The 25,707-nt window shown below is 52.9% G+C and carries 23 protein-coding genes; 20 read left to right on the plus strand and 3 right to left on the minus strand.

Annotation, left to right across the window (positions count from 1 at the left end; translation table 11 throughout):
* The first annotated feature begins 2 nt into the window (after positions 1-2).
* From ABD931_RS05170 to ABD931_RS05210, 9 genes are all read left to right on the plus strand, one after another.
* A complete protein-coding gene (locus ABD931_RS05170; protein WP_345264639.1) occupies positions 3-1,430 on the plus strand; it encodes a sigma 54-interacting transcriptional regulator in 1,428 nt (475 codons plus the stop codon).
* Between the two features lie 103 nt (positions 1,431-1,533).
* Positions 1,534-2,877: a Gfo/Idh/MocA family oxidoreductase gene (locus ABD931_RS05175; protein WP_345264641.1), complete on the plus strand. Its 1,344-nt coding sequence runs from the start codon at positions 1,534-1,536 to the stop codon at positions 2,875-2,877.
* Positions 2,878-3,088: 211 nt separating this feature from the next.
* Positions 3,089-3,421 (plus strand): hypothetical protein, encoded by a 333-nt coding sequence (locus ABD931_RS05180; protein WP_345264643.1) that lies wholly within the window; start codon positions 3,089-3,091, stop codon positions 3,419-3,421.
* A 92-nt stretch (positions 3,422-3,513) separates the two neighbouring features.
* Positions 3,514-4,206: a response regulator transcription factor gene (locus tag ABD931_RS05185; RefSeq protein WP_345264645.1), complete on the plus strand. Its 693-nt coding sequence runs from the start codon at positions 3,514-3,516 to the stop codon at positions 4,204-4,206.
* Between the two features lie 9 nt (positions 4,207-4,215).
* Positions 4,216-5,583, plus strand: a complete 1,368-nt coding sequence (locus ABD931_RS05190) for a HAMP domain-containing sensor histidine kinase (RefSeq protein WP_345264647.1) — start codon at positions 4,216-4,218, stop codon at positions 5,581-5,583.
* Positions 5,584-5,661: 78 nt separating this feature from the next.
* Positions 5,662-6,015 (plus strand): tellurite resistance TerB family protein, encoded by a 354-nt coding sequence (locus ABD931_RS05195; RefSeq protein ID WP_345264649.1) that lies wholly within the window; start codon positions 5,662-5,664, stop codon positions 6,013-6,015.
* A gap of 123 nt (positions 6,016-6,138) precedes the next feature.
* Positions 6,139-6,450 carry a hypothetical protein gene (locus ABD931_RS05200; protein ID WP_345264651.1) on the plus strand — a complete coding sequence of 104 codons (312 nt, stop codon included), beginning with the start codon at positions 6,139-6,141 and terminating at the stop codon, positions 6,448-6,450.
* A gap of 185 nt (positions 6,451-6,635) precedes the next feature.
* A complete protein-coding gene (locus tag ABD931_RS05205; protein ID WP_345264653.1) occupies positions 6,636-6,980 on the plus strand; it encodes an SPFH domain-containing protein in 345 nt (114 codons plus the stop codon).
* A 91-nt stretch (positions 6,981-7,071) separates the two neighbouring features.
* Entirely contained in the window at positions 7,072-7,455 is a 384-nt protein-coding gene (locus ABD931_RS05210; protein ID WP_345264655.1) for a T9SS type A sorting domain-containing protein, read from the plus strand.
* 130 nt (positions 7,456-7,585) lie between these two features.
* Here ABD931_RS05210 and ABD931_RS05215 read toward each other — a convergent pair whose 3' ends face one another.
* The gene (locus ABD931_RS05215) at positions 7,586-8,026 is read right to left on the minus strand and encodes a substrate-binding domain-containing protein (RefSeq protein WP_345264657.1); all 441 of its coding nucleotides are present in this window, start codon (positions 8,024-8,026) and stop codon (positions 7,586-7,588) included.
* Positions 8,027-8,104: 78 nt separating this feature from the next.
* Between ABD931_RS05215 and ABD931_RS05220 the strand changes: the two genes are divergently transcribed.
* Complete coding sequence (locus tag ABD931_RS05220; protein ID WP_345264659.1) at positions 8,105-8,290, plus strand: hypothetical protein; 186 nt, start codon at positions 8,105-8,107, stop codon at positions 8,288-8,290.
* A gap of 215 nt (positions 8,291-8,505) precedes the next feature.
* Complete coding sequence (locus ABD931_RS05225; RefSeq protein ID WP_345264661.1) at positions 8,506-8,991, plus strand: hypothetical protein; 486 nt, start codon at positions 8,506-8,508, stop codon at positions 8,989-8,991.
* A gap of 155 nt (positions 8,992-9,146) precedes the next feature.
* Here ABD931_RS05225 and ABD931_RS05230 read toward each other — a convergent pair whose 3' ends face one another.
* The gene (locus ABD931_RS05230; RefSeq protein ID WP_345264663.1) at positions 9,147-9,392 is read right to left on the minus strand and encodes a hypothetical protein; all 246 of its coding nucleotides are present in this window, start codon (positions 9,390-9,392) and stop codon (positions 9,147-9,149) included.
* A gap of 9 nt (positions 9,393-9,401) precedes the next feature.
* Between ABD931_RS05230 and ABD931_RS05235 the strand changes: the two genes are divergently transcribed.
* Positions 9,402-9,812, plus strand: a complete 411-nt coding sequence (locus ABD931_RS05235; protein WP_345264665.1) for a helix-turn-helix domain-containing protein — start codon at positions 9,402-9,404, stop codon at positions 9,810-9,812.
* 38 nt (positions 9,813-9,850) lie between these two features.
* On the opposite strand, the gene ABD931_RS05240 is transcribed toward ABD931_RS05235, so the two are convergent.
* Positions 9,851-10,210, minus strand: a complete 360-nt coding sequence (locus ABD931_RS05240) for a heavy-metal-associated domain-containing protein (RefSeq protein WP_345264667.1) — start codon at positions 10,208-10,210, stop codon at positions 9,851-9,853.
* Positions 10,211-10,982: 772 nt separating this feature from the next.
* Here ABD931_RS05240 and ABD931_RS05245 point away from each other — a divergent pair.
* The 8 genes from ABD931_RS05245 to ABD931_RS05280 all read left to right on the plus strand — a co-directional run bounded on the left by ABD931_RS05245 (position 10,983) and on the right by ABD931_RS05280 (position 25,699).
* Positions 10,983-13,409 (plus strand): TonB-dependent receptor, encoded by a 2,427-nt coding sequence (locus ABD931_RS05245; protein ID WP_345264669.1) that lies wholly within the window; start codon positions 10,983-10,985, stop codon positions 13,407-13,409.
* A gap of 835 nt (positions 13,410-14,244) precedes the next feature.
* Positions 14,245-15,504 carry a sensor histidine kinase gene (locus ABD931_RS05250; RefSeq protein WP_345264671.1) on the plus strand — a complete coding sequence of 420 codons (1,260 nt, stop codon included), beginning with the start codon at positions 14,245-14,247 and terminating at the stop codon, positions 15,502-15,504.
* Positions 15,505-15,620: 116 nt separating this feature from the next.
* Complete coding sequence (locus ABD931_RS05255) at positions 15,621-15,887, plus strand: UPF0175 family protein (RefSeq protein ID WP_345264673.1); 267 nt, start codon at positions 15,621-15,623, stop codon at positions 15,885-15,887.
* Complete coding sequence (locus tag ABD931_RS05260; RefSeq protein WP_345264675.1) at positions 15,884-16,366, plus strand: PIN domain-containing protein; 483 nt, start codon at positions 15,884-15,886, stop codon at positions 16,364-16,366. The genes ABD931_RS05255 and ABD931_RS05260 overlap by 4 nt, the downstream gene beginning before the upstream one ends.
* A gap of 158 nt (positions 16,367-16,524) precedes the next feature.
* Positions 16,525-18,693: an ATP-binding protein gene (locus ABD931_RS05265; RefSeq protein ID WP_345264677.1), complete on the plus strand. Its 2,169-nt coding sequence runs from the start codon at positions 16,525-16,527 to the stop codon at positions 18,691-18,693.
* Between the two features lie 66 nt (positions 18,694-18,759).
* On the plus strand, positions 18,760-19,914 hold the full coding sequence (locus tag ABD931_RS05270; RefSeq protein WP_345264679.1) for an ATP-binding protein: 1,155 nt from the start codon (positions 18,760-18,762) through the stop codon (positions 19,912-19,914).
* Positions 19,915-20,119: 205 nt separating this feature from the next.
* A complete protein-coding gene (locus tag ABD931_RS05275) occupies positions 20,120-22,279 on the plus strand; it encodes a sensor histidine kinase (RefSeq protein ID WP_345264681.1) in 2,160 nt (719 codons plus the stop codon).
* A 60-nt stretch (positions 22,280-22,339) separates the two neighbouring features.
* Entirely contained in the window at positions 22,340-25,699 is a 3,360-nt protein-coding gene (locus ABD931_RS05280; protein ID WP_345264683.1) for a sensor histidine kinase, read from the plus strand.
* Positions 25,700-25,707 lie beyond the last annotated feature (8 nt).

The raw sequence follows: 25,707 nt of genomic DNA on the forward strand, positions 1-25,707 counted from the left end.
ATATGAGAATTCTTCTGTCCTGGTACGCGAAAAATAACGACTTTAAAGATGGAGAGGTTGCAGAGACCGGACCTACTATCGAGTTCCATCGGTATTTTTATCAACATGATAAGCACATTATTTTATCGGCTTCCGGTGAGGATGATACCGCTCTAAACGTCCTGGTAAATCAGTTGTTACGGCTGTTTCCCGGCAGACGGATAGAAAGCCGGCTCATGGCTGTCAGTGATGTAATTAATGTGGATGAAATACGAGTCAGAATAGAACCTCTGCTAATTGAACTGGCGGATGAGGAGGTTGATGTATTTATCTCTCCCGGTACACCCGCTATGCAGGTTGCCTGGTACCTGGCCCAAAGCACGCTGGGTTTATCAATTCGCCTGTTTCAGACTACAGCCGCTAAACTATCGGCAGACGGTAAGCCTAAACTGAAGGAGTCGGTTGTGCAGCAATCAACGGTACCCATTGCTGCCATCATTAAGGAAAAGCAGGTAGGTCGCCCAGCGCAACCGGATTTTCTGCTGACAGATTCTTTGAAGTCTATTTACGACCGCGCCTTCAAAGTAGCGCAAACGGATGATGTTCGGTGCTTAATTCAGGGGGCCAGTGGAACGGGAAAGGAGCGTCTTGCACGCTCCTTACACGACCAGTCGGTGCGACGGAACCAGCCTTTTATTGCAGTCAACTGCTCATCACTCACTGACTCCTTATTGGAATCTCGCTTATTCGGCCATCGAAAAGGGGCATTCACGGGGGCTACCGAGAATGCGGTAGGTTTATTTGAAGCGGCTAAAGGTGGAACGCTCTTCCTGGATGAAATCGGCGATATTTCACCTTTTATGCAGCAGTCTCTGCTACGAGTACTACAGGAGCGTGAGATTAGCCGGGTGGGAGAGACCTCCAGCCGCAAAGTTGACGTTCGGGTAATTGCCGCTACTCACCAAAATCTGAGGCAGCGTTGCCGGGACGGATTATTCCGCTGGGATTTGTTTTACCGATTATCTGTCGTTGAACTTACCTTACCCACACTGGCTGAGCAGGGTGTTGACGAAAAACGAGCCCTCATTACATTTCTGCTGAAGGCTAAAGCAAAGGTGTTTCGGCGGAAAAAGCCTTTGACCCTTGATAAAACGGTTTGGGCACTGCTGGAGAATTACCTCTTTCCCGGTAATGTTCGGGAACTGGAAAATCTAATTGAGTCGCTGTACGTTTTCTGCACCGACCAGGTGTCCTTCGCTGATTTGCCAGGCTGGCTTACATCCCCCGATGTAAACGACGGGTCGACCTCATTCCTCTGGTCCCACCACGAGCGGAGCTTAATCGTACGGACATTACATTATTATAACGGCAACAAAGCGAAGGCACAGCGTGCATTGGGCTACGGTTCTATCAATACGCTGGTCCGTAAAATGGAAGAGTATGGTGTTTAAGTTGGCCGTTGGCGGAGTTTTGATTTAACTGGAAACAGGTAAAGATTTCAGGGGTTCGTCTTTTATGAGGAAGAGACCTTGAGAACCTTTACTTGCTGATATCATGGAGAACTCCAGACGAGAATTTATTAAGAAAGCTGCCCTGGGTACCGCCGGCCTGACTATTGGCGGGCTGGCTCCCGGCCTGTCGGCAAAAAGCTACGCCAAAATCATTGGTGCCAACGAGCGGCTGAATGTGGCCATTGCGGGCCTGGGTCGGCGGCTGGGGGCTTACTATGAGCCGATTGGCTTGAAAACCAGCAATGTTGAACTGGTGTATTTGTGCGACGTCATGAAGAAGCAGCGCGAATCGGGTGCCCAGCGGTTTTCCAAACACATTACCTATCAGCCCAAACTGGAGAATGACATCCGGAAGGTGATCGCCGATAAAAATGTGGATGTGCTCATCAACGCCACCCCCGACCACTGGCACGCGCCGGGTACCTGGCTGGCGGTGCAGGCCGGCAAGCATGTGTACGTGGAGAAGCCCTGCAGCCACAATCCCCGCGAAGGCGAAATTCTGATGGAGTGTCAGAAAAAGTACGGCAAGGTGATTCAGATGGGCAATCAGCAGCGCTCGGCTCTGGAGTCGATCGACATCATCAACCAGATTCATAACGGAGTCATCGGTACACCGTTCAAGGCCGTTGCGTTTTATGCCAACAACCGGGGCGAAGTGCCGGTGCAGAAGAAGACAGCCGTGCCCGACGGCCTCGACTGGGAATTGTTTCAGGGACCGGCCCCGCGCCGGGAGTACACCCACGATACCTGGGACTATAACTGGCACTGGTACGGCTGGGATTACGGCACCGCCGAAGCCGGTAACAACGCCACTCACGAACTGGACGTAGCCCGCTGGGCCTTACAGGTCGATTATCCGGAGCACGTAGCCGTGGAGGCTGCCAAGCGGCACTTCCCGGAAGATGGCTGGCTGGTGTACGACACCATGGATGCCACCTACCGGTTCCCCGGCAACAAGATCATCAAGTGGGACGGCAAGAGCCGCAACGGCCACAAAACCTACGGTACCGACCGGGGCACCATCATTTATGGTACCAACGGCTCCGTTTACGTAGACCGCGACGGGTACACCCTGTTCAACCGCGACGGCAAAGCAATAAAAACCAGCAAGTCGGGCAGCTCCGAAGCCGGAACGGCTTTAGGCGGTGGAGGGGATATGACTACCCGCCACATGGTCAACTTTTTTGAAGCTATTCGGGGTAAGGAGAAGCAGGCATCGACCATTGAAGACGGGGCTAAAAGTACCCTGCTTTGTCACCTGGCCAACATTGCCTACCGCACCAATAAGTCGTTGGACATTGACCCGCAGAACGGCCACATCCGCGATAAAGAGGCTATGAAGTTCTGGAGTCGCGAGTACGCCAAAGGCTGGGCACCGGTCATTTAAGCCGGTAAAGTAATACGTTGGCGAAGCGCCGGGGCTATGAAATGGCCCCGGCGTTTTGTTTCGACGAACCAGGAAACGCATACATGTCCATTTCTAATGCCGTTCTAATTCAGGACTAATACCGGCCTAACACGGGGGTATCATCTTTGTAAAGTCAGTCGGGTAGCCAACGCGCAACGCCCGGATTGATTTACCAAAAGACGATAGCACCATGAAAACATACCTGTTTAGTATAGTCCTGAGTATGCTGGCGATAACCTCCGCCGTTGCCCAAACCAGCGATAACCGCCGGAATGACGTAACTTACTCCATACACAATTACAAACACCCGAACAAAGCGACTGCCGCCCGCGAGTGGTCCAGCCGGAAGTTTGTACCGGCTCGCCTGCCCCGGATGGCGGCTAACTACAAGCATCGCGTTCAGAACCCGGTGCTGACCAGCAGCCTGGTCATACCGCATACGCCAATAGACGACGCGAAACGGAATTACAAAATGCCGTATAATGAGGTAGCCAGACCGGTTCCAACCATTGCGGTGAGGTAAACCCGGCCCGGTGCAACCGGCGGCACTTTGATAAGTACGCGGTAAGGGTTACCTTCGGGCTGGTACCCACAAATAACGAAGGTTTAGATCGTATGTCTGTTCAGTCAACAGCAACCATCCTGGTCGTAGAAGACGAAGCCAAAGTGGCCGCCGTGCTGCAACGGGGTCTCGAAACCCAATCCTACCAGGCGCTGGTTGCGCCCGACGGGGCCACCGCCCGCCGGCTGCTGGGTGAAACCCATATCGACCTGGTCATCCTGGACCTGAACCTGCCCGACATCAGTGGCCTGGAGGTGAGCCAGAGTATCCGCCTGCTCAAGCCCCAATTGCCTATTCTGATGCTCACGGCCCTGGATACCACCGCTGACAAACTGGCGGGTTTTGAGGCTGGGGCCGACGATTACCTGGTCAAGCCCTTCGATTTTCTGGAACTGCTGGCCAGGGTCAGGGTTCTGCTGCGCCGGTCGGCCGAGCTGTCGGAGAAGCGGACTATCCTGCGGGTGGCCGATCTGGAACTGGATCTCGACGAGAAAGTGGCCCGCCGGGCCGGCCAGGAAATCGACCTGACGGCCCGCGAATACCTGCTGCTGGAATACCTGATGCGCAACCGGGGGCGCGTGCTCTCGCGGCTCGACATTGCCGAAAACGTCTGGGACATCAACTTCGATACCGGCACGAACGTCATTGATGTATACATCAACTACCTTCGCAAAAAGATTGATGTACATGCCCCAAAACTTATTCATACCATAGTGGGAATGGGCTATACGCTTAAAGAAAAATAATTCGTCCCCATGACCATCCGCTCCCGGCTGACCCTGCTGTTTACGGCCATTGTCTCGGGACTGCTGCTGCTTTTCTGCCTTATTATCTTCTGGTTTGCCGAACGCTACCGGCAGAGCGAATTTCGCGAACGACTGCGCGAAGAGGCCCTTACCTGCGCCAAACTGCTTTTTGGTAAAGAGACCATCAGCCCGGAACTGTTCCGGCTGCTGGACCTCAACAACATCACGGTGCTGAATCAGGAGGAAATCATCGTTTATAACTACCAGAACCGAATCGTCTACGAAAGCGGTACTGATTACCTGACCGTTACCCCGGAGGTGCTGAACCGCGTCCGGCTGGAAACGGAAATCTACTGGCGGGAGGGTGAACGCGAAATCGCCGGGGTATTATTTGCCGATCCGCTTAACCGCTTAGTCGTGTTTGCGTCGGCCGTTGACATATACGGGTCCAGAAAACAACGTAATCTGGCTTTGATTCTGGCCGCCGGCTGGCTGCTGGCGACGGGGGTGGTCTTTGGCGCAGGGCGATATTTTGCCGGCCGGTCGCTGAAGCCTATGCAGCGCGTGATCAACCGGGTCGACGAAATTACCGCTGCCCAGCTCAACCTGCGGGTGGAAGAAGGCGACGCAGCCGACGAAATTACCCAGCTGGCCCGGCGGTTCAACCGAATGCTCGACCGGCTGGAAGATGCCTTCCGGACCCAGCGGGCGTTTGTGTCCCATGCTTCCCACGAATTGCGTACTCCGCTGACGGCCATTACCGGCCAACTGGAAGTAGCCCTGATGGCCGATGATGATCCGGAGGAACTGCGGGCTATGGTGCGGTCGGTGCTCGACGATGTGCGCGGCCTGAACCGGCTGGCCAACGGGCTGCTAAGTCTGGCTAACGTCAGCATGGACGAATCGGCGGTGCGGCTGGGACCGGTGCAGACCGACGATCTGATCTGGCAGGCCCGCACGGAAGTCCGGCGGATGCACCCGGAATACACCATCCGGGTCGAACTCCCTGAATTAGGCGATACGGCTCCCGATCTAACCCTGACCGGCAACGCGCCCCTGCTCCATATCGCCCTGCTGAATCTGATGGAGAACGGCTGCAAGTTCTCCCCCGACCATCAGGTTACTGTCACTTTCGAATCTGAGACCTCGCTGCTCCGGCTCCGTTTTCATAATGGCGGGCCACCCATCCCGGCCGACGAACTGCCCGAAATTTTCAAGCCGTTCCGGCGTGGGAGCAACGCCCGGCAGATAGCCGGACACGGCGTTGGCCTGTCGCTCACCGAGCGCATTGTTCGGCTGCACCGGGGGCGCATTACCATTCAATCGACCGAAACAGCCGGTACAACAGTGACTGTGGAGCTACCCCGTACTTTCTAATTTGCTTCTAATTTAGGCCTAACACGAGTCTAATGCCGCCGGTGCAGTTTTGTAGTGTCAAAACCGCACCGACGATCGATGAACGCATCAAACCTGTATTTCGGCCTGGGAAGCGTCCTGTACGCCCTGACCAAGATTGACGGAAGGCTGCAACTGGAAGAGATGCAGACCGTGAAAGAACTGCTGGCTCAGGAGCCCAACGGCGATGCCGCGCTTTACGCCTTTCTGGTGTGGGCGGAAAACGATGAAAGCATGCTGGAGGCTTACAATTTTGGTATGCGTTGTTTGACCAATCAGCCGCAGAGCCTGGATGAGACCACCAAGAAACACTTTGTGAATATCATGATTCGGGTAGCCAACGCACACGACGACATCTCCCGCAAGGAGCGCGAATTCATTCAGCGGTTCCGGCGCGAGATCCGGCGTCTGTGAGGCTATCCACCCGATAATAGCTTGTGCAATGACTGATTAGAGAAAAAGAAGAGTACTCCCCGCCGGGCTTCCGGTGGGGAGTCTTTCATCCATCACATCACTTAGCTTTAACTGGCTCTCGTTATGTCACAGTTTATGCTTGACTTCACCAATACGCCGTTGCCGCGCTGGCCCCTGCGCCCTGAGCGGTCGCGCAGCCGGCTGCTGAAGCGTCGCTGGCTGCCCTGGACCGGTCTTAGCCTGGCGCTGCTCGGCTGGTGGGCGTCGCTGATCGGTTTTTTCTGGTTTTCGTCGGAGAACCGGCAGTTGCGCCAGCTCTACAGTACCCAGCTCTTGCGGTACGATTCGCTGATGGGCGCTCACCTGGATACGCAGCGGCAAATGCTCCGGTTAGAGCAGGAGCTAATCCGGCTGAAGGCGAGTCCGGACCGGTAGTTCCGTTTCACCGGCTCCAGAAAACAGATTTCTAATGCCGTTCTAACCCCCGGCTAATTAGGGTCTAATTCGGATTTTTCAACTTTGTGTTGTCACCGAATAGGCCGGTAGCAAGAGGATATAGCTGATGAAGGAGCCGGCGTTTGGGGCGTAGTTTTCAATAACGATCTGCCACCATCCGGGATATGATGATGACGCAACTGAAGGACCGAGGCTTTACCGTTGAATCTGTGCTTCTCAAAAGTATTGTGCTGCCCTTGGGTCTGACCAAAGCCATTGAGGAGAAGCTGGAGGCCGAGCAGGACGCCCAGCGTATGCAGTTTGTGCTCGACAAAGAGCGGCAGGAGGCCCAGTGCCGGATCATTGAGGCCGAAGGGATACGCGATTCACAAAAGATCATTAACGAAGGCCTGACGCCAATGCTGATTCAGTTCAAGTCTATTGAGGCATTCAATAAATTATCGACCTCGCCCAACAGCAAGGTAATCATTACGAGTGGCGACACGCCGTTCCTGCTGTCGGCCGATTGAATAAATTAAGTTATGTCGGTAGCCGATCTGTACATAGGGTTGGGCAGGCGTAACGGCATACTTATCAGGATTATTTTTCACAGAAACGATCATGAAACTCACACTTATTATCTGCCTGCTGGGAGCTATGTCTTCGCTGGCCTTTGTCAATTGGACCAAAAAGCCGGAAAACAAAATGGCTTTCAGCTCCCAGGTATACCCCACCGACAACGATCGTAAGCTGGCGGTGGTGGTGACTAAGCCGCAGAGCCACCAGGTTTCCATTGAGCTGCGAAACGAACAGGGCGAACTGCTGATCGGCAAACAGATCGGCCGTCCATACCGTACGGTGCAGACCCGGCTGGATATGAATCAGTTACCCACCGGCCTGTACCGGGTCATTATTTCCGACAACCGGCACACCCTGGTGCAGAAGGTCAGGGTTCGCACGCTCTCAATGCTTAGCGGCCGCCAGGTGGCACTCGAACGACAATAGACAATACTAACTGTAGGGTTGGTTTTTTGACGGTTTGGTGAGAGCAGCGTTAGCTGCTAGTAGAGAGTAGTAAAGCGGTGCCGGCAGGGTCTGGCACCGCTTTCTTGTGTTTAGGCCTGCCGTGCGGAGTTTACCGGCTGTTGCTCTTTTTCTGCGACGACTCCCGGATAACCAGCCGGGTCTTCAGCACCTGAGTCGTCGGCTGGTAACTCGCTCCACCCCGGATCTGGGCCAGAAACAGCTGGGCGGCAATCTGCCCGATGGCAAAGGTGGGCTGCGCTACGGTGGCCAGTGCCGGTTCGACAAGGGCGGCTACGGGCTCGTCGGTGAAGCCGGCCAGCGCCATGTCGTTGGGTATGCAGAGGCCCCGGCTTTTGATAGCCTGCATGGCTCCGAAGGCGGCTGAATCACAAATGGCAAAAATGGCGTCGGGTGGGGTGTCCAGTTGCAGCAAATCCCGGGTAAGGCGGTGGCCGTTGGCAATGGTCAGGTCGCCGGTGTTGACCCGCGCCGGACAACCCGGCATGGCCGTGGCCCGCACCAGTTCCATGGATTCCGAAATGCCCATCATTGCCTTTGCCGCCAACGGTACCCGGCATCCCGATGCCTTTGTGGTGACCAATATCCGTCGGCGTACAACCGGAAAATCGTGGTGGCCGTCAAAGGCACCAATGCCCGCCGGTTTGCCGCGTTCCGCACCACCGAGAAGGCCAACCGCTACCAGAACGTCGCCTATGAGCAATACCAGCCCGTGGGCGACTACAGCCTGACCAGTGAAGGAACGCTGCTGTACGATGCGCCGGCCGGGTCTGTTACTACGTTTTTTGCTAAATAACCCCTGGAACGCCTTACTGATTGTTATTGCGGGTATTTTCTTGTTGCTGGGTCTGATGATCTGGCTGCGGCTCTACTGCTGGGCTGTTCGTTGGCCCAGAGGCAGAAACGGGTGCTGTACATCAACTCCTACCACGAGGGCTACGGTTCCAGCGATTCGGTGATGGCCGGCAGACGCTGGCACATGCCGGGGGTGTGGACCTTCAGGTGGTGTTTATGGATACCAGGCGCCATCCCGAACAGATGCAGGTGAACGCCCGCCGAGTGGCGGAAACGCTGAAACGCCGGCCGCCGGATCTGGTGCTGGCGTCCGACGACGATGCCGTGCGCGAGGTGGTGGTACCGTACCTGAAGCATACGGCGACCCCGGTGGTGTTCTGTGGCGTTAACTGGTCGGCGGAGGGGTACGGCCTGCCGGTGGCCAATGTGACCGGGATGCTGGAAGTGGTGCCGATTCGGGAGACGCTGGAAACCATGCGACGCTATTATCCAACCGCCAACGGCAGCATCCGGGGCTGGCAGAATGACGAAGCGAAAGCGTTTGTTGCCCGGACCCTGCGTCGGCCGGTCGTGGCCGGCGATGATTTTATAATGCCCATTGCGGTATACGGTCAGACTAAAGTAGCCCGCGAACAGGGCGAGTGGGCCGCGCAGACCGCTTTGCAGATACCAGGGGAGCCAAGCCGGCCGATTTTCCGGTAACCCGCAACCGCCGGTCGGTTTGCTGGCTGAATCCGAGACTGGCTCACCTGATACCGTTTAACCCTGATCCCGAACTGTTACACTCTTGCCGGCTAGTACCATGATTATTGACGCGGATACCCATATATCGCCCAAACCGACGGGCGGCAACAGCATTACCATCGACGAGTTGCTCCGGTGCATGGACCAGGCCGGTGTCGACAAAGCCCTGACCTGGATTCAGCCGCCGTACTGCCTACCGCAGCTACATCCTGATCTTTCAGGTACAGTTTCAGCCCGGTGCGCTGTTCCGGCTGACGGGCATTCCGTCGCACGAACTGACCAATACCTTTGTCGATGCCGAAGCTATATTCTCTACGGAAATCTGCCGGGTCAATGAGCGGCTGAGCTACTGCGGACAATATACTGAAATGATTACGGTAGTTGAAGATTTCCTGCTGTATCTGGTGCGGAGAGCAAAGAAACGGTTCCGGCCTATTGTCTGGGTGAGTCAGGTCATTCTTCAAAGTCCGGCGGGCGTATCCCTCGACTGGCTAGCCGACCAGGCTTGTCTGAGTCAGCGGCAGTTTTACCGCCAGTTTGTGGAGCGGGAGGGTATCAGCCCTAAACTATACGCCCGAACTGCCCGATTCGGGAATGCCATCCGGATCAGAAATGCCCATCCGGATAAAGACTGGTTAACTGTCGCCGTAGACCTAGATTATTACGATTACCAGCACCTGGTTCGTGACTTTAAGGAGTTTACCCGGATGACGCCAAACGAATTTATGCAGCAGGAGGCTCAGGCTCCCGAGCGGTCGTTTGGCGTGGCTGAAACCTGAGGAGGTCGGAGCCGGCATTCGGCTCCGACCTCCTGTACTTAGTTCACTTTTGTCGATACAACTTCAAAGCCTGAAGCCGCTATGGCTTTCTGGATTTCAGGCAGCGACGTTTTCTTCGGGTCGTACTTGACCACGGCCGTACCCTGCTCGTGCGATACCTTTACGTCGGAGACGCCTTTCACTTTTGAGACACCTTCTTTCACCTTATTCTCGCACACGTTACAGGTCATGCCTTTGATGCTTACATTGGCTACCTTTTCACCTTTTGCCTGCTCCTGCTGCGTTGACTGGTTGTTGCCAGCGGTGTAAGCAAAGGCAGGAGCGGCTAATAAGGACAATGAAGCTACGGCCATGCTACCTAACACGGCGCGTTTGATGGGTTTAGCGTTCGTATACATGATGGATTGGGGTTTAGCAGCCGGCACGTGCCGGCTGTTTGGGTAGCTAAGGTAGGAAAGGTTTCAGAAAATTGTTCCTGCCGGCCGATGCCGTTTTCTAATTTTGCGAACGATATGACCGTCTTTAAATCCAAGTACGCCTTTTTCGCTTTTCTATTTAGTAGTCTGCTGATAATCAGTTGTAGCCGAAAGGATTGCCCAACGAAAGATATAACGGTCGGGCAACGTGCAATACAGCCGGTTACGGTTCGTACCGATACCCTTAGGATTGATAGGAACCGCATGGGATAGAGCTATAGCAGGGCAAAAACAGGAAATTACCGACATCATTAGTGCCTTCTTAACGCAGTAAACATGCTGTATAGTTGCCCTTTCAGGTTTGGTGCTTCGGCAATGTAAAAAGGTAACCATTGATCCAGTGCCGTTAAAGTACAAATTGTCAGTTGATGAAGGTTTTTACCAGTCATTACGAGCACATGTAGGAGGCAAGACTTGGAACAACACCTATTGTGAAAATTGATAGGTAAAGTAGTAGATAGCGGTACTCGCGTCACAGACGCGATTCTCGCCCGTCTCGCGATGCAATCGCGGACGAGCAAGGGGGTCGGTTAAGCGGCCAGGCACCCCCTATGTGGGCTGATATTGACCGCCAATGCTCCGACCGTTCCCTCATCTGGCCGAAAATCACTGTTTTATGGCCGAAAAGTAAAAGCCTTTCTCTACGGAGCCGGCGAAGTTTGTCTCAACGATTTCAGACAAACTTCTCGCTGCCATGAAACGCTTAATAACCTTCCTCTTCTGCTTATCATTATCTGTCCTGACCGTTTTCGGCCAATCCATTCGCGGAACCGTCCAGGAAAACAACGGCAAAGCTGTACCGTTTGCGTCCGTGCTGCTGCTCAGCGGCAAAGACTCCTCGTTGGTAAAGGGCGCGGTCACGACCGAAACAGGCCACTTCACCATCGATAACGTGCGCCAGGGTACGTACCGGGTAGCTGTTTCGATGCTGGGGTATCAAAAAGCTTATTCCACTCCGGTTGTCCTGTCCGACGCTACACCGTATGAGGTACCGGCGTTGGTGCTGGCTCCCGAAGCCAAACAACTGGCCGAAGTAACAGTAGCCGCCAAAAAGCCCTTGTTTGAGCAGCACCTGGATAAACTGGTCGTTAATGTCGGTAGTATGGTATCGGCGGCCGGCAGTACGGCACTCGATGTGCTCGAACGCTCACCGGGCGTGATGGTCAACCGCCAGCAGAATGCACTTTCGCTCATTGGTAAGTCGGGGGTAACGGTGATGATCAACGGTAAGATCAGCCGCCTGCCGCTCGATGCCGTTATCCAGCAACTGGCCGGCATGAACGCCAGTAATATTGAACGGGTCGAACTCATCACCAGTCCTTCAGCTAGATACGATGCAGAGGGCGACGCGGGCATCATCAACATCATCCTCAAAAAAGATGTGTCGATAGGGACCAACGGCTCGTACAACCTGACGGCCGGCTATGGTTTTCACGAAAAATCGGCCGGTTCGGTGAATCTCAACCACCGTAGCGGGCGTCTTAGCCTCTTTGGCGATGTCTCAGGGCTGTACGATCAGCAGCAGCACGATTTCTGGGCCGACCGTCGGTTTACCCTTAACGGCGTCGAGAATCTGTATGGGTCGTTGGTCCGGCACAAACCGCTGATGCAGAACGCTAACGGCCGGCTGGGGGTGGACTATACGCTGTCGGCCCGAACCACGGTTGGTGGATTGGTAACGGGTTTTTTCAACCAGATGTCTACTCAAAAAGACAGCCGCGTTACCCTTCAGCAAGGTTCGTTGCTCACCGAGAAGAATCAATTTGAGGACCGGGAAGTGAACCGCTGGACGCAGAGAATGGTCAACCTGAATCTGCGCCATAGCTTCGGCAAAGACCGCACGCTGAGCCTGGATGCCGACCGGCTTCAGTACTTCAACACCAATCCGCACGATTACCGCAGCCAGTTCAATAACCTGCTGACGAACGAGCAACGGCAGGAGGCCATCAACAGCAGCAAGCTGACCCCCATTCGGATGTGGGTGCTGAAAGCCGACTACAGCCAGCCGCTCGGCCCAAAAGCCAAACTGGAGCTGGGGGCCAAGAGCACCCGCACGCGCCTGACCAACGAAGTGTTAATCAACCGGCTTATTGGCGCTGACTGGCAGGTTGACCCCGCCTTTAGCCAGAACTATGCACTCAGCGACGACATCCGTGCCGTTTATGGCATGCTCAACCAGAGCTTATCGGCTAAAACAAAGCTTCAGGCCGGGCTGCGTTATGAACATACCCGTACGTATGTCAGTACGCGGGAAAACCCCAGCCTGGTCACCCGGAACTACGGCAACCTGTTTCCGAGCGTGTTTCTGTCGCACGACTTAAACAAGACGTCCAGCCTTCAACTGTCGTACAGTCGCCGGATACAGCGGCCAGATTACACTCTGCTGGCCCCCTGGGTGATTTTTGTGGACCCGCAGACATTTGTAACGGGCAATCCGGCGCTGCTACCTACGCTCACCGACATCGGGCAGGCTACGTACCGGTTCCGGAGCAGTTGGCTGCTGACCGTTCGCTACAGCCATGACCGCAACGCGCTGGACCGATTCCGCGTCCGTTTCGACTCGACGCTCAACCGGTCGCTTACCACCCCCGAAAATGTACGCTCGTTCCATACCGCATCGGCTTCGTTCAGTTTCCCGCTGGTGCTCACCAACTGGTGGCAGGTACAGACTAACCTGATTGGCATTTGGCAGATGGCGAGTACCGAGATTAATGGCCGGTCGGTTGCATACGACAATCGCTATGGCAGCGTCAACCAGATTCATTCGGTCAAACTGCCCAAAGGCTTTACGGGTGAATTAAGCCTATACTATCAGTCGGCGATGCTGTGGGGGCTCGCCAGGGTTCATCCGTTTGGCAGCGTCAACGTGGGCATCCAGAAAAAATTCATCGATAAGCGGAGTTCGCTGGCTTTGTCGGTCAGTGATCTGTTTTGGACCAACCGCCGGGCCATGGATGCTTACGTCAGCGGAGGAGCCACCGGGGGTTACGGGTACCGCACTGAACCCCGCACCGTACGCCTGACCTACAGCCGCAGTTTCGGCAGCCAGACGGTCAAAGGAGCCAACCGCCGGGCTACCGGCTCCGAAGAAGAGCGCGGCCGGGTCTCCACCAGTAATTAGTGACGGGTGGTTTAATAACCGTTGGTTACACGAAGTGACTTTGCGTATATTGGGTAAGTAGTAGCTTTTGAGTAACAGTGGAGTAGAGCGATAATTACTGCGCTTTCACCGTATAGCTTTACCAGCTTGCATCATTGACTACATTATGAAATGGCTTATTCTTCATCCAGGTTCGGTAGCTGTCATGGCAGAGCTCGCGTTGTGTTCTGTTCAAACGTTTTACTTATTGAGAACTCCCAATAAGTCTAAAGATGGGTGGTTAATGACCTGCATGTTTATCATCCTGACTTTATTCTATATTGTTTTTTTCGCCCGCTATTCGTTTCATGTACCTTGGTATGGGAGCATACTTCTGAGCCAAAATTTTCTGCTTGTCCTTATCGCTATTTATCACCTATGGTTTGGTTACGCCTATCGAACTAATCCCTTTAAGCGTGAGATGCCATGGGTGCTTTTAGTTGGTTCCTTATTGCTCATCTCTGCCCTGCTTGCTACGCGCCGATGGGACCAGGGAAGAGAACTGATTAATGACTGTATTCAGATTTTTATTTATGCCTGGGTAGTTATCCTGTATTTACGTAAATCCCTTTGGGCAGCCAGGGCTGCATTACCGGGTTTAACACTATCACCATCTACTATATTGCTCAGATGGAATCCGTATTCTTTACCTCGCGAAAGTCGGCTGTACTGGCATTTGGCGGGTTGGAGTCTGCTGCTGTTTGTGACCTGGCTGCATATTTCTAGTGCCCATTTTCTGCCAGACCTGCCTATCTGGTGGCACTTCGTTTTTTTCGTGTTACTCTTAGTCCAGACTACCTCAGTGGCTATTATTCACATGAACTTTACCAGTGAGACTAACTCCTTTCTGGCTAAAGTGATAGGCCTGTTTCTATGTCTGACGATGATACTGCTTGGCTTGTTAGGGTTCCTCCTGTATGGTGTAGGTGAAAACTACCGCAACAGCCAGCAGCCTCTGTTTATGTTGGTTCTGCTAATTCCACTGGCATCCCTGCTGATCGTACTTGTCTTTCCCCTTTTCTTTCGTCGCAACCTGCTCCGTCCTCTGGAGGCCGTATTATCCGGAGTACAACAGGTCAATGAGGGTAACCTGACAGTAGAAGTGCCTGTTGAGGTTCGGGATGAGATCGGCTTCCTAACACAGAACTTCAACCAGATGACCGAGTCACTGCGGCAGTCGAAAGCAGAACTGACGCAGTACGCTGAAACACTGGAAAATAAAGTAGCCGAACGTACCCAGGAGTTAAAGCAATCCCTCGACACCCTCAAAGCCATCCAAAGCCAACTCATCCAAAAAGAGAAAATGGCCTCACTGGGTGAGCTAACTGCTGGCATTGCCCATGAGATTCAGAACCCTCTGAACTTCGTCAATAACTTCGCCGAAGTCTCTATCGAGATGACACAGGAGTTGGATGAAAGTGTGCAGCGCGGAGATATAGCTGCTGTGCATGGCTTTACCGCCGAACTGCGGGAGAATATGGGCTACATTGTCGAAAATGGCCAGCGGGCTGCTTCCATCGTGCGCTCGATGCTGGAACACTCCCGAAGCAGCACCGGGGAGCGCCGGCCTACGGACCTCAACGAACTGGCCGACGAATACCTCAAGCTGGCTTACCACGGGATGCGGGCCAAAGACCCTGATTTTGAGGTACAGCTTTGTACCGAGTTTGAGGGTGAGCTAAAACCGGTCACGGTGGCTCCGCAGGATATTGGCCGGGTGTTACTGAATCTGTACAACAACGCCTTCTATGCTGTGCGGGAAAAGGCAGGCGCGGTCCGACGGGTTGGGCCGGGAGAGGGGTCGGCCGGAGGGGCGTATCAGCCGTTGGTGAGTGTCAGCACACATACGGAGGGCGACAGCGTGGAGCTACGGGTAAAAGACAACGGCACGGGCATACCGCCGGAGATAGTGAATAAGATTTACCAGCCGTTCTTTACCACCAAGCCGACGGGTCAGGGTACCGGCTTAGGTCTGAGCCTGAGCTACGATATTGTCACCAAAGGGCATGGTGGAGAGATGCAGGTGGAGAGTCGGGAAGGTGAAGGCACCAGCTTCGTTGTTCAGTTGCCTCTTTAAGCAGAGAAGCGAGGTGTTATTATTAGGTGACCCGCCAGGGATTGAAGCAATAGCGAAACGTTAGGGAGTTTATCGGCATTCTTACTATATTAGCTTACACCAACAAACAGACGGCTATGCTGCTTGAATTGAACGATGAAATAATTACCAGAACAGGTTTATCTGATGATCAACTCCGGCTTGAACTGGCCGTTCAGCTTTACGCCACAGGTAAGTTAACCATGGCACAGGCCCGGCGACTGACCAACCTCCATCGTATTGCTTTTGAAGAAGAATTAGGGCAACGCGGTTTATGGCCTAATTACACGGAAGAAGACTTGCGTCAGGATGTTGCCACACTGGAAAAACAAGGTGCTCTCCGTTTTGGTCGCTCGGTATCATGATTGTTATTAGTGATACCTCCATTCTGAATGCCTTCTACAAAATACGCCTGCTTGCGCTGTTGCCGGCCTTGTATGGAAAGGTTATAATTCCGCAGAAAGTGTATGATGAGTTGATGGCAGACGATGTCCTGGCTAACTGGTTATCATCTGCCCACCCGCACTGGCTGGCCATACACCCAGTCCAGAGGTCTCAAACGGTTGAGCACCTGTTAGTTGATATGGACGCTGGTGAAGCCGAAGCACTTACTCTTGCTCAGGAAATTAGCGCGGATGTGGTGCTGATGGACGATCATGCCGGCCGCCGAATTGCGCAGGAACTGGGAATTCCCGTTATTGGAACGCTCGGTATTCTGCTTGCTGCGAAAGAGGAAGGTTTAATTCCAGCGATACGCCCCGTGCTTGTCGACCTGACCGAACAGACAAAATTCTGGGTTTCCGAGTCTCTCCTTAATTCTGTGCTCAAACAGGCTAACGAGTAATTTCATAGTACAAACGTCAACAGCGTTTAACCTGGCGCTTATCTGGCCGAAAATCACTAGTTTATGGCAGAAAAGTGACAGCCTGTTACTGCGTTTTAGTCGAAGTTTACCTGGCAGTAGTGGCTGCTCGTTGTGTTCTCATCGTCTGACTGTTCATTATGCGCCGGATAATTCCTCTTCTGCTCATCTGCTGGCTGACGATTTCGGCGGGTCAGGCACAGCCTGTTTTGCGCATCGACAGCCTACCAGCAAAAGGCATTCTGCTGGACAAAGGCTGGAAGTGGCAGGCCGGCGATAACCCCGCCTGGGCAACGCCGGAATTTGACGACAGTAGTTGGGAAAGCATTGACCCTACTAAAGATTTTTACGATTTGCCAGAAGTTAAGGAAAGCGGGTTGGGATGGTTTCGGCTACGGTTAAGCGTTGTCCAGGCGCTGGCGAATGAACCTTTGGTGGTGATGGTCAGCCAGATGGGAGCCTCTGAAATTTACCTGAACGGAAAGCAGATTTATCGCTTTGGTCAGGTAAGCTCAGATCAGGACAAGGTTCAAACGTATAACCCGTTGGGGCAGCCGATGGCGTTACCGCTGTCAACCGGAACAGAACAGGTGCTTGCCGTGCGATTTTCGTTCAAAAAAAGCCTTCCTCAGTTTAGGTACGGTGAGAGAACTAATCCCCTGCTTATTATCAGGCTCAATAAAACCAATCAGGAAACAGCTAGTTTCTTTGCCAGTAAGCTCGAACCGCTGTTAGCTGATTTTATAAAATTAGGTTTTTTCCTGTTGCTAACCATTCTTCACCTGGGGCTATACTGGCACGCCCCAAAGCGAAAAGCAAACCTGTACTTTCTGCTGTTTGCTGCGTCAATGCTTTTCACCCGAATTCTATATGTTATCGCTCTTCTAACTACGTCTGTTGACCTTAGATTCTATCTGTTAGCCACCGTTCTCTCGCTATACGGGCTTCCATTGCTTTGCTCGTTGGCCGCTATTTACGCTCTATTTAACATCCCAAAAGGGTTGATTTTTTGGCTGGTAATCACCGTCTGTCTGGTTTACACGCCACTGCCCTTTTTTATTTACGAAGTATCTATCTGGTTTTTACCAATCGCTATTCATATAGATTCAGCCAGAGTTGCCTTAGTAGCAGTCCTAAAAAAGAAACAGGGAGCCTGGTTCATTGCAACCGGGGCGCTTATATACGTCATTTCAAGGTCTTTAGGAACTTTGACTTATATGGGATACGTGCCTCAGGGGCCTTATCGGGTATACACTCACTTATTTATGAATGTGGCCTATCTGTCTATTCCTGTTGCCATGTCCCTGTTTCTATCGTTGGAGTTTGCCTGGGCTTATCGCCAGTTGAGTCTGAAGCTCCAGGAGGTGGAGGATCTTTCGGCCAAAACACTGGTACAGGAGCAGGAAAAGCAGCAGTTACTCGCGCAGCAGAATGAAACGCTGGAGCAAAAAGTGACCGAACGAACCACTCAACTCCAACAATCGCTCGACACGCTTAAAGCCACCCAAAACCAACTCATTCAGAAAGAGAAGATGGCCTCGCTGGGCGAACTCACGGCCGGCATTGCTCATGAGATCCAGAATCCGCTGAACTTTGTCAACAACTTCGCCGAGGTGAGTGTGGAGATGGCCGATGAACTTCAGCAGAGTGTCGAGGTGGGAGACCTGGCTGCCGTGACCGACTTGTCGGCAGAATTGAAGGAAAACATGAGTTACATTGTGGACAACGGCAAACGGGCAGCGGCCATTGTGCGCTCCATGCTAGAACATTCCCGCAGCAGCAGTGGCGAGCGAAGACCTACTAACCTCAATGAACTAGCCGACGAATACCTCAAACTGGCTTACCACGGCATGCGGGCGCAGGACCCGGATTTTCAGGTGCGGCTCTGTACCCAGTTTGACGACGAGCTGAAGCCGGTGACGTTGGCTCCCCAGGACATGGGCCGAGTACTGCTTAACCTGTACAACAATGCGTTCTATGCCGTGCGGCAGAAACAACGGCAGATCCCAAAGATGGTGGCTGGGACAGGTGAGGAAGCCGAAAGCGACTATCAACCGATAGTGTGGGTGAGTACTCAGCAGGTGAATGGATATTTCGAACTACGCGTAAAGGACAACGGCACCGGCATACCGGAGGAGATTATCAGCAAAATCTATCAGCCGTTCTTTACCACCAAACCGACCGGTCAAGGGACCGGCTTAGGGCTGAGCCTGAGCTATGACATCGTCACAAAGGGACATGGGGGAGAGATGGCCCTGGAGAGTGAGGTGGGCGCGGGTTCGACGTTTACAGTAAAAATACCGGGTTAACTGGTCTTAATTTGCAAAAATGGAATTGGACTCTATATTTACAAAAATTTGTAAAAATGGAATTCAATGATTGAGCGGATGATTATGCCCGAAGCCCAACGGGCCCTTACTCAGTTCAGGGCTGTTTGTCTGACCGGCCCACGCCAGAGTGGTAAAACTACGCTGAGCCGACTGTTGTGTTCCGATAAACCCTATGTGAGCTTCGAGAATCCAGGTACCGAATACGAAGCCGAACAAAACCCGGAAGGTTTTTTAAACCAGTTCACACAGGGAGCAATCCTCGACGAAGTACAGCGTAGCCCATTGATTTTCCGGTATTTGCAGGGAAGACTGGATGCTGACTCAGCGCGGGGACAGTTCATTCTGACGGGTTCCAACAACTTTTTGTTGCAGGAACAGGTAGCTCAATCACTGGCAGGACGGGCAGGGTATTTGTCGTTGCTCCCATTAAGCTACGCAGAATTGGTACAGGCCCGTTTAGCCCATGACAATGTTCGTAAACACATTCTGACCGGTGGCTATCCCGAAATATGGCATGAGCACCTGAATGCCCACACCTGGCTTGGCAGTTATGTGCAGACCTACGTACAACGCGATGTACGGCTGCTCCGAAACATAACAAATCTGGCCGCTTTCAACCGATTTGTGTATCTGTGCGCTACTTACGCCGGGCAATTAATGAACCGTGACGATCTGGCTAAAAAAACGGGTGTCGACACCAAGACCATTCTGGCCTGGTTAGGCTTGCTGGAAGCCAGTTATCTGATCTTCCAGTTACACCCCTGGTACAACAACCTGAACAAACGAATTATCAAAAGCCCAAAGCTTTACTTTTATGATACAGGCTTGCTGTGCTTTCTGCTGGGTATCCGAACCGAAGCCGCGCTTCAAAAATACAGTGGCTATGGTGCCGTTTTTGAAAACTGGGTAGTCGCCGAAATCCGAAAAAATAGGTTCAACGAAGCCCAGGTGGAAGGGATGTACTATTTCCGCGACAGTGCGGGTAACGAGGTGGATCTGATTTGTGAACGTGGTGACGAAACGGTGGCTATGGAGATCAAGGCAGGACGGACAATCGAAAATAGTATGTTGCGTGGACTAACCTACTGGCAAAAGTACCAGCCGGCCAGTATGGGTATACTCATTCATGGGGGTATTCAGAACGAGTTCATCAACGATCATTTGACGGCAGTTCCGTGGACAGAAGTGAAGAATTTATAGCTGGACTTGTTGTGGCAGAGAAGTTCACCGGGTTGATCGTTCGCCTACTGGTTTCTCTTTAACCGCTTACACAAAGCTATACCATTTGATTGGCCGAAAATCACTAGTTTATGGCTGAAATGTGACAGCCGGATTCAGCCCTTTTGTCGAAGTTTACCTGGCAGTAGTGGCTACGCATTCTGTTCTCATTGCCTGACTGTTCCTTATGCGCCGGATAATTCCTTATATGCTTATCTGCTGGCTGACGATTTCGGCGGGTCAGGCACAGCCTGTTTTGCGCATCGACAGTCTGCCCCCACAAGGCATCCTCCTTAATCAGGGATGGAAGTGGCAGGCCGGTGATAATCCCGACTGGGCCAGGCCAGATTTTGATGATAGTGCATGGGAAACCATTGACCCTGCAAAAGACATTATCGAGTTACCCCAGGTAAGAAAAGCCGGTATAGGTTGGCTCCGATTGCATATTAAGGCTGATAGTCTCCTCATTCAACAAGAAACGTTAACCCTGGTTGTCCGCCAGACTGCTGCTTCTGAGCTGTACATCAATGGCTGTCTTGGTAAACGGTACGGTAAGCTCTCACCAACACCAAATCAGGTAAAAGCCAGTCATGCCTACTTCCAGCAGATTAGCTTACCCGGAACCCGAGAATCAGCGTATGTGCTGGCGGTACGGATTGCTTGCCAGCCCAATCTACCGTACAATCGATTTGCGAATGCACCGAATCAATTGTATGTGGTATCGGCGACTACCGTCAGCCGGCTCTATCGTTATTTCTTGTATCGTAACATCACCAATATTTACGTCTACTCGAAGGCAGGGGTCTTTCTGATCCTGGCTCTGCTACACTTCTTTCTCTTTATTTATTATCCTCGCCAACGAGCCAATCTGTTTTTTGCCATTTCATCGCTGGTCTTTTTTCAGCATTGGCTGGGATTGGGATTATGGTCAAATGGGCTGCTTACCGATACAGCGACGATAACGTATTTCGGTTTGGTCAGAGCCTTACTTTATCCGGTTGGTTATGTTTTTTTGGTCACGGCCCTTTATACTGCTTACGCATTTCCCAGGTCAGTTTATTACCGGGTCAGTCTTGTTGCCTGCGGGTTGCTCGCTGTTATCTACTGGGTGGACTATCAGAACGGCGTGCTCTGGATTGAAATAGGGTCAACCATTGTAATGACCACCGAAGCCCTGCGCGTCACGGTGGTGGCCGTCCGGCAAAAGCATCGGGGAGCAACAATCCTGTTAGTCGGCATGGTGTGTTCACTCACTGGGCTTAGCCTACGGTACCTGAGTATGTTTACACCCATATTTGCTACCCTGGTTCCATTCTCTACAACTGACATCTATAGTAATACTTTCGAGACGTTCGGTACCCTATGCATTCCTCTGTCTCTTTCCGTTTACCTCGCCACCGAGTTCGCGTTTACCAGCAAAAGTTTAGCGGCTCAGTTGGCAGCGGTGAAACAGCTTTCGGCCCAGACGCTGGCTCAGGAACAGGAAAAACAACTCATGCTGACCCAGCAAAACGAAACCCTTGAACAGAAGGTAACCGAACGAACGGCCCAACTCCAGCATTCTCTTGATACGCTCAAAACCACGCAAGCACAACTGATCCAGAAAGAGAAAATGGCCAGCCTAGGTGAACTCACCGCCGGCATCGCCCACGAGATCCAGAACCCGTTGAACTTCGTCAACAACTTCGCCGAGGTCTCCGTCGAAATGGCCGATGAACTTCAGCAGAGTTTGCAAAAAGGTGAGGTGACCAATGCGGCAGACCTGTCAACCGAATTGCGGGAGAACATGACCTACATTGTCGAGAACGGCCAGCGGGCAGCGGCCATCGTTCGCTCGATGCTGGAACATAGTCGCAGCAGCACCGGCGAGCGAAGACCCACCAACCTCAACGAACTCGCCGACGAATACCTCAAGCTGGCTTACCATGGCATGCGGGCGAAGGACCCCGATTTTCAGGTGCAGCTTTGTACCCAGTTTGATGAGGAGATACAGCCAGTGATAGTAGCCCCGCAGGATATGGGCCGGGTGCTGCTCAATTTGTACAACAACGCTTTCTATGCCGTGCGGCAGAAGCAGAGCCAACAAGTGGATTACCAGCCACAGGTGATGGTCTGCACGCAGCAGGTGAACGGTCATGTTGAACTACGGGTGAAGGATAACGGGGTGGGGATACCCGACAGTATTCGCGGCAAGGTCTTTCAACCCTTTTTTACCACAAAGCCAACAGGGCAAGGCACGGGCTTAGGTTTAAGTCTGAGCTACGACATTGTGACTAAAGGACATGGGGGAGAAATGATTATAGAAAGTCAGGAGGGGCAGGGAACGACATGTGTCGTCACGATTTAACCCCTGATTCGCAATGGTGAGAAATAGTCCTCGGTTTTGTCTAAACTCTATTTACGCTCTATGAAGACCTTATCACCGCTTCTGCTCCTAAGTCTGACCTTGCTACTAGTCTGTAGCTGCGTAGAGAGTCAGGCTCAGCCGGAGTTTCGTTTCGAGCATATTTCCACAGAGCAGGGACTGCCGCAGCGATCCGTCTGGAGTCTTTATCAGGACCGGGAGGGGTTTATGTGGTTTGGCACCATTAACGGCCTTGTCCGGTATGATGGATATCAGTTTACCGGTTTTAAACCAGACCCGCGTAACCCTACCCGTACCCTGAGGCACAACATCATCACCGCCATTACTGAGGACCTCAAGGGACGCCTGTGGGTAGCCACTCTTGGTGGCGGTCTACACCAGGTGGATAAACGAACGGGCGAGGTCATTGCTTACCCCATCAGGCCTACCTCTACCGTGGTGTGGAATGTTTTATCTTCTGTTTACGCCGATAAGCAGGGCCATATATGGACATCAAATCAGGGCCTAGCCCGGTTTAATCCTGATACTAAACAATATAAGTTGTTTCCTGCATCCGATCTCCTGAGGCAGGTAGGAAGCGATCCCCAAGGCAGAATCTGGGCGGGAAGCCGGGATGGGAAAGTAGCCTGTTTAGATCCAACTACCGGAAAGTACCGCTTTTTTCCATTGCCATCGCCAAAAACCGTTCGAGGATATATCGACCACAAGGGCATTTTATGGATAGGTACGAAGGGAGAGGGCCTATTTCGGGCTGACACCAAAGATGACTCCCTGCGATTTACGCCTTTTCTGGTGAAAGGAGTGGTAGGAAAAGAGGTTAATTACGGGTTCATCGGTGAGGATACCTCTGGTTTTCTTTGGGCCCTTACCGAGGATAAGGTGCTCCGGATCGATCCTACTACAGGTGAGGCTATCAACGTGGCTCCCGATCCAGTGCGTACAGGTGAGCTTGGACAGATGACGTTTACCGGAATGTTGTTTGATCAAACCGGTAACCTTTGGATCAGCACCTACAACGGAGTCTATAGAGTGACGGCACACCGGAAAGCCTTTCAGGCGTATCAGGTAAAACCTACACCGCCTTCTGTTCAGTTGCCGGACAACCGGGTCACCAGTTTACTGGCCGATCATACCGGTGCGCTCTGGCTGGCCACATCCGGAAATGCCCAGGTAGGCAGAACCAAAGGATTCTACCATGCCGATGCTATAGGCAAACCCCTGAAGAAGATTTGGATCAACCCCACCGATACCAGCAATCTGGCCGCTAACCTCGTTAGGGGCCTTCTTGAAGACCGGCAGGGGCAGGTATGGGCAGCTACCCCTGATGGTCTGCACCTGTATAACCGCACTACGGGTCAGTTCAGGCATTTCCCTACTCAGGAGCCGGTCAAACAATGCAGGATGGTGGAGGACTCCAATGGTAAAATATGGTTTAGTGTTGGTGCCGCCGGAGATAAGGGAGGTATAGGATCGTTCAGCCCTGCCAGCCAGAGCTTTTCTTATTACCTCTACAAGCCAGGCCAGCCCGGCGGCCTCAAAGATGCCAATATCTATGATTTGATGATCAGCCGGGAAAATGAGATCTGGGTGGCCACTACAGGCGGAGGATTGGCCCGGCTAAATCAGCAGACCGGCAAGTTCTACTGTTACGAAGCGAGTCCAACCTTTAAATCTGGGTATCTGAACGATAAGGACACGAGAGCCCTGTACGAGGATGCAGCAGGCATCATTTGGGTAGGCACTAACCAGGGTGGGGTACACCGACTGGACCCTCAGACTGGCCGCATTACCTTCATTAGCACGCATGACGGGCTGCCCAGTAATCACATCGCTAGTCTGACGGGAGACGACCGGGGTAATCTATGGATTGGTACCGACAAAGGGCTTTGTCGCTTTAACCCCAAGACCAGGACCTTCCATACATATGGTATACACGATGGACTGCCGGACGACGAGTTTACTTTGGGGGCACACCAGAAGTATCAAGATAAGCTGCTGTTCGGCACGTTAAACGGGTATGTCATGTTTAACCCGGATAGTATTCGCCATAACACCGCCGTCCCGCCGGTTTATATCACTGGCCTAAAGGTGCTTGATAAGCCCCGGCCCATTCTTTCGGATCATCTGGAACTACCCTATACAGATAACTACCTGTCTTTCGAGTTTGTAGCCCTTAACTACAACGCCCCGGAGAAGAACCAGTACGCGTATAAGCTGGAGGGTGTGGATAAAGATTGGGTCTTCAGCGGCACTCGCCGGTTTATCAGCTACACCGAGCTCAGGCCCGGCGACTATGTGTTTCGGGTAAAGGCCTCCAACAATGATGGGGTATGGAATGAAAAAGGCACAACGCTGTATATTGCTATTCGTCCTCCCTGGTGGCGGACCTGGTGGGCGTACAGCCTGTACGTAGTAGGGTTTGTCGCGGGGCTTTGGGCATTTATCCAATACCGGTCACGTGCCTTACGCCGTGAAAACCGCCTGCTGGAGCAGAAGGTAGCGCTGCGTACCGAACAGATTCAGCACCAGAAGGAAGAGATCGAGGCTCAACGGGATAACCTGGAACAAACCCTTCAGGAACTGAAGAGTACCCAGCAGCAACTCATTCAGAAAGAGAAAATGGCCTCGTTGGGTGAACTGACGGCCGGTATTGCCCACGAGATCCAAAATCCGCTCAACTTCGTTAACAACTTCGCCGAGGTCTCTGTCGAGATGGCCGACGAACTCCTGGAGAGTGTTGACAAAGAAGATATATCGTCCATCAGAGATCTGTCGGCGGAGCTAAAGGAGAACATGAGCTACATCGCAGAGAACGGCCAGCGGGCAGCGGCCATAGTGCGTTCTATGCTGGAGCATAGCCGCAGCAGCACCGGGGAACGCCGGCCCACTAATCTCAACGAGTTAGCCGACGAATACTTGAAGCTGGCCTACCACGGCATGCGGGCACAGGACCCCGACTTTCAGGTGCAGCTCTGTACACAGTTCGATGGGGAGTTGAAGCCGGTGACGATAGCTCCGCAGGACATGGGGCGGGTGCTGCTCAACCTGTACAACAATGCATTCTATGCCGTTCGGCAAAAGCAGCGGCAGATCCCAAAGATGGTGGCTGGGACAGGTGAGGAAGCCGAAAGCGACTATCAGCCGACAGTGTGGGTGAGTACCCGGCAGGTGAATGGACTGCTTGAACTGCGGGTGAAGGACAACGGCACTGGCATACCCGAGAGCATCCGCGATAAGGTTTTCCAGCCTTTCTTTACCACTAAACCGACGGGGCAGGGTACGGGCTTAGGGCTGAGTCTGAGCTATGATATTATCACCAAAGGGCATGGGGGAGAGATGGCTATAGAGAGCCAGGAAGGTAAGTATGCAACACTAGTTGTGTGCCTGCCTCAGTGCTCATAACGAGGGGA

Origin of the sequence: Nibrella viscosa (assembly GCF_039541875.1) — a bacterium.
In the GTDB taxonomy this organism is placed as follows: domain Bacteria; phylum Bacteroidota; class Bacteroidia; order Cytophagales; family Spirosomataceae; genus Nibrella; species Nibrella viscosa.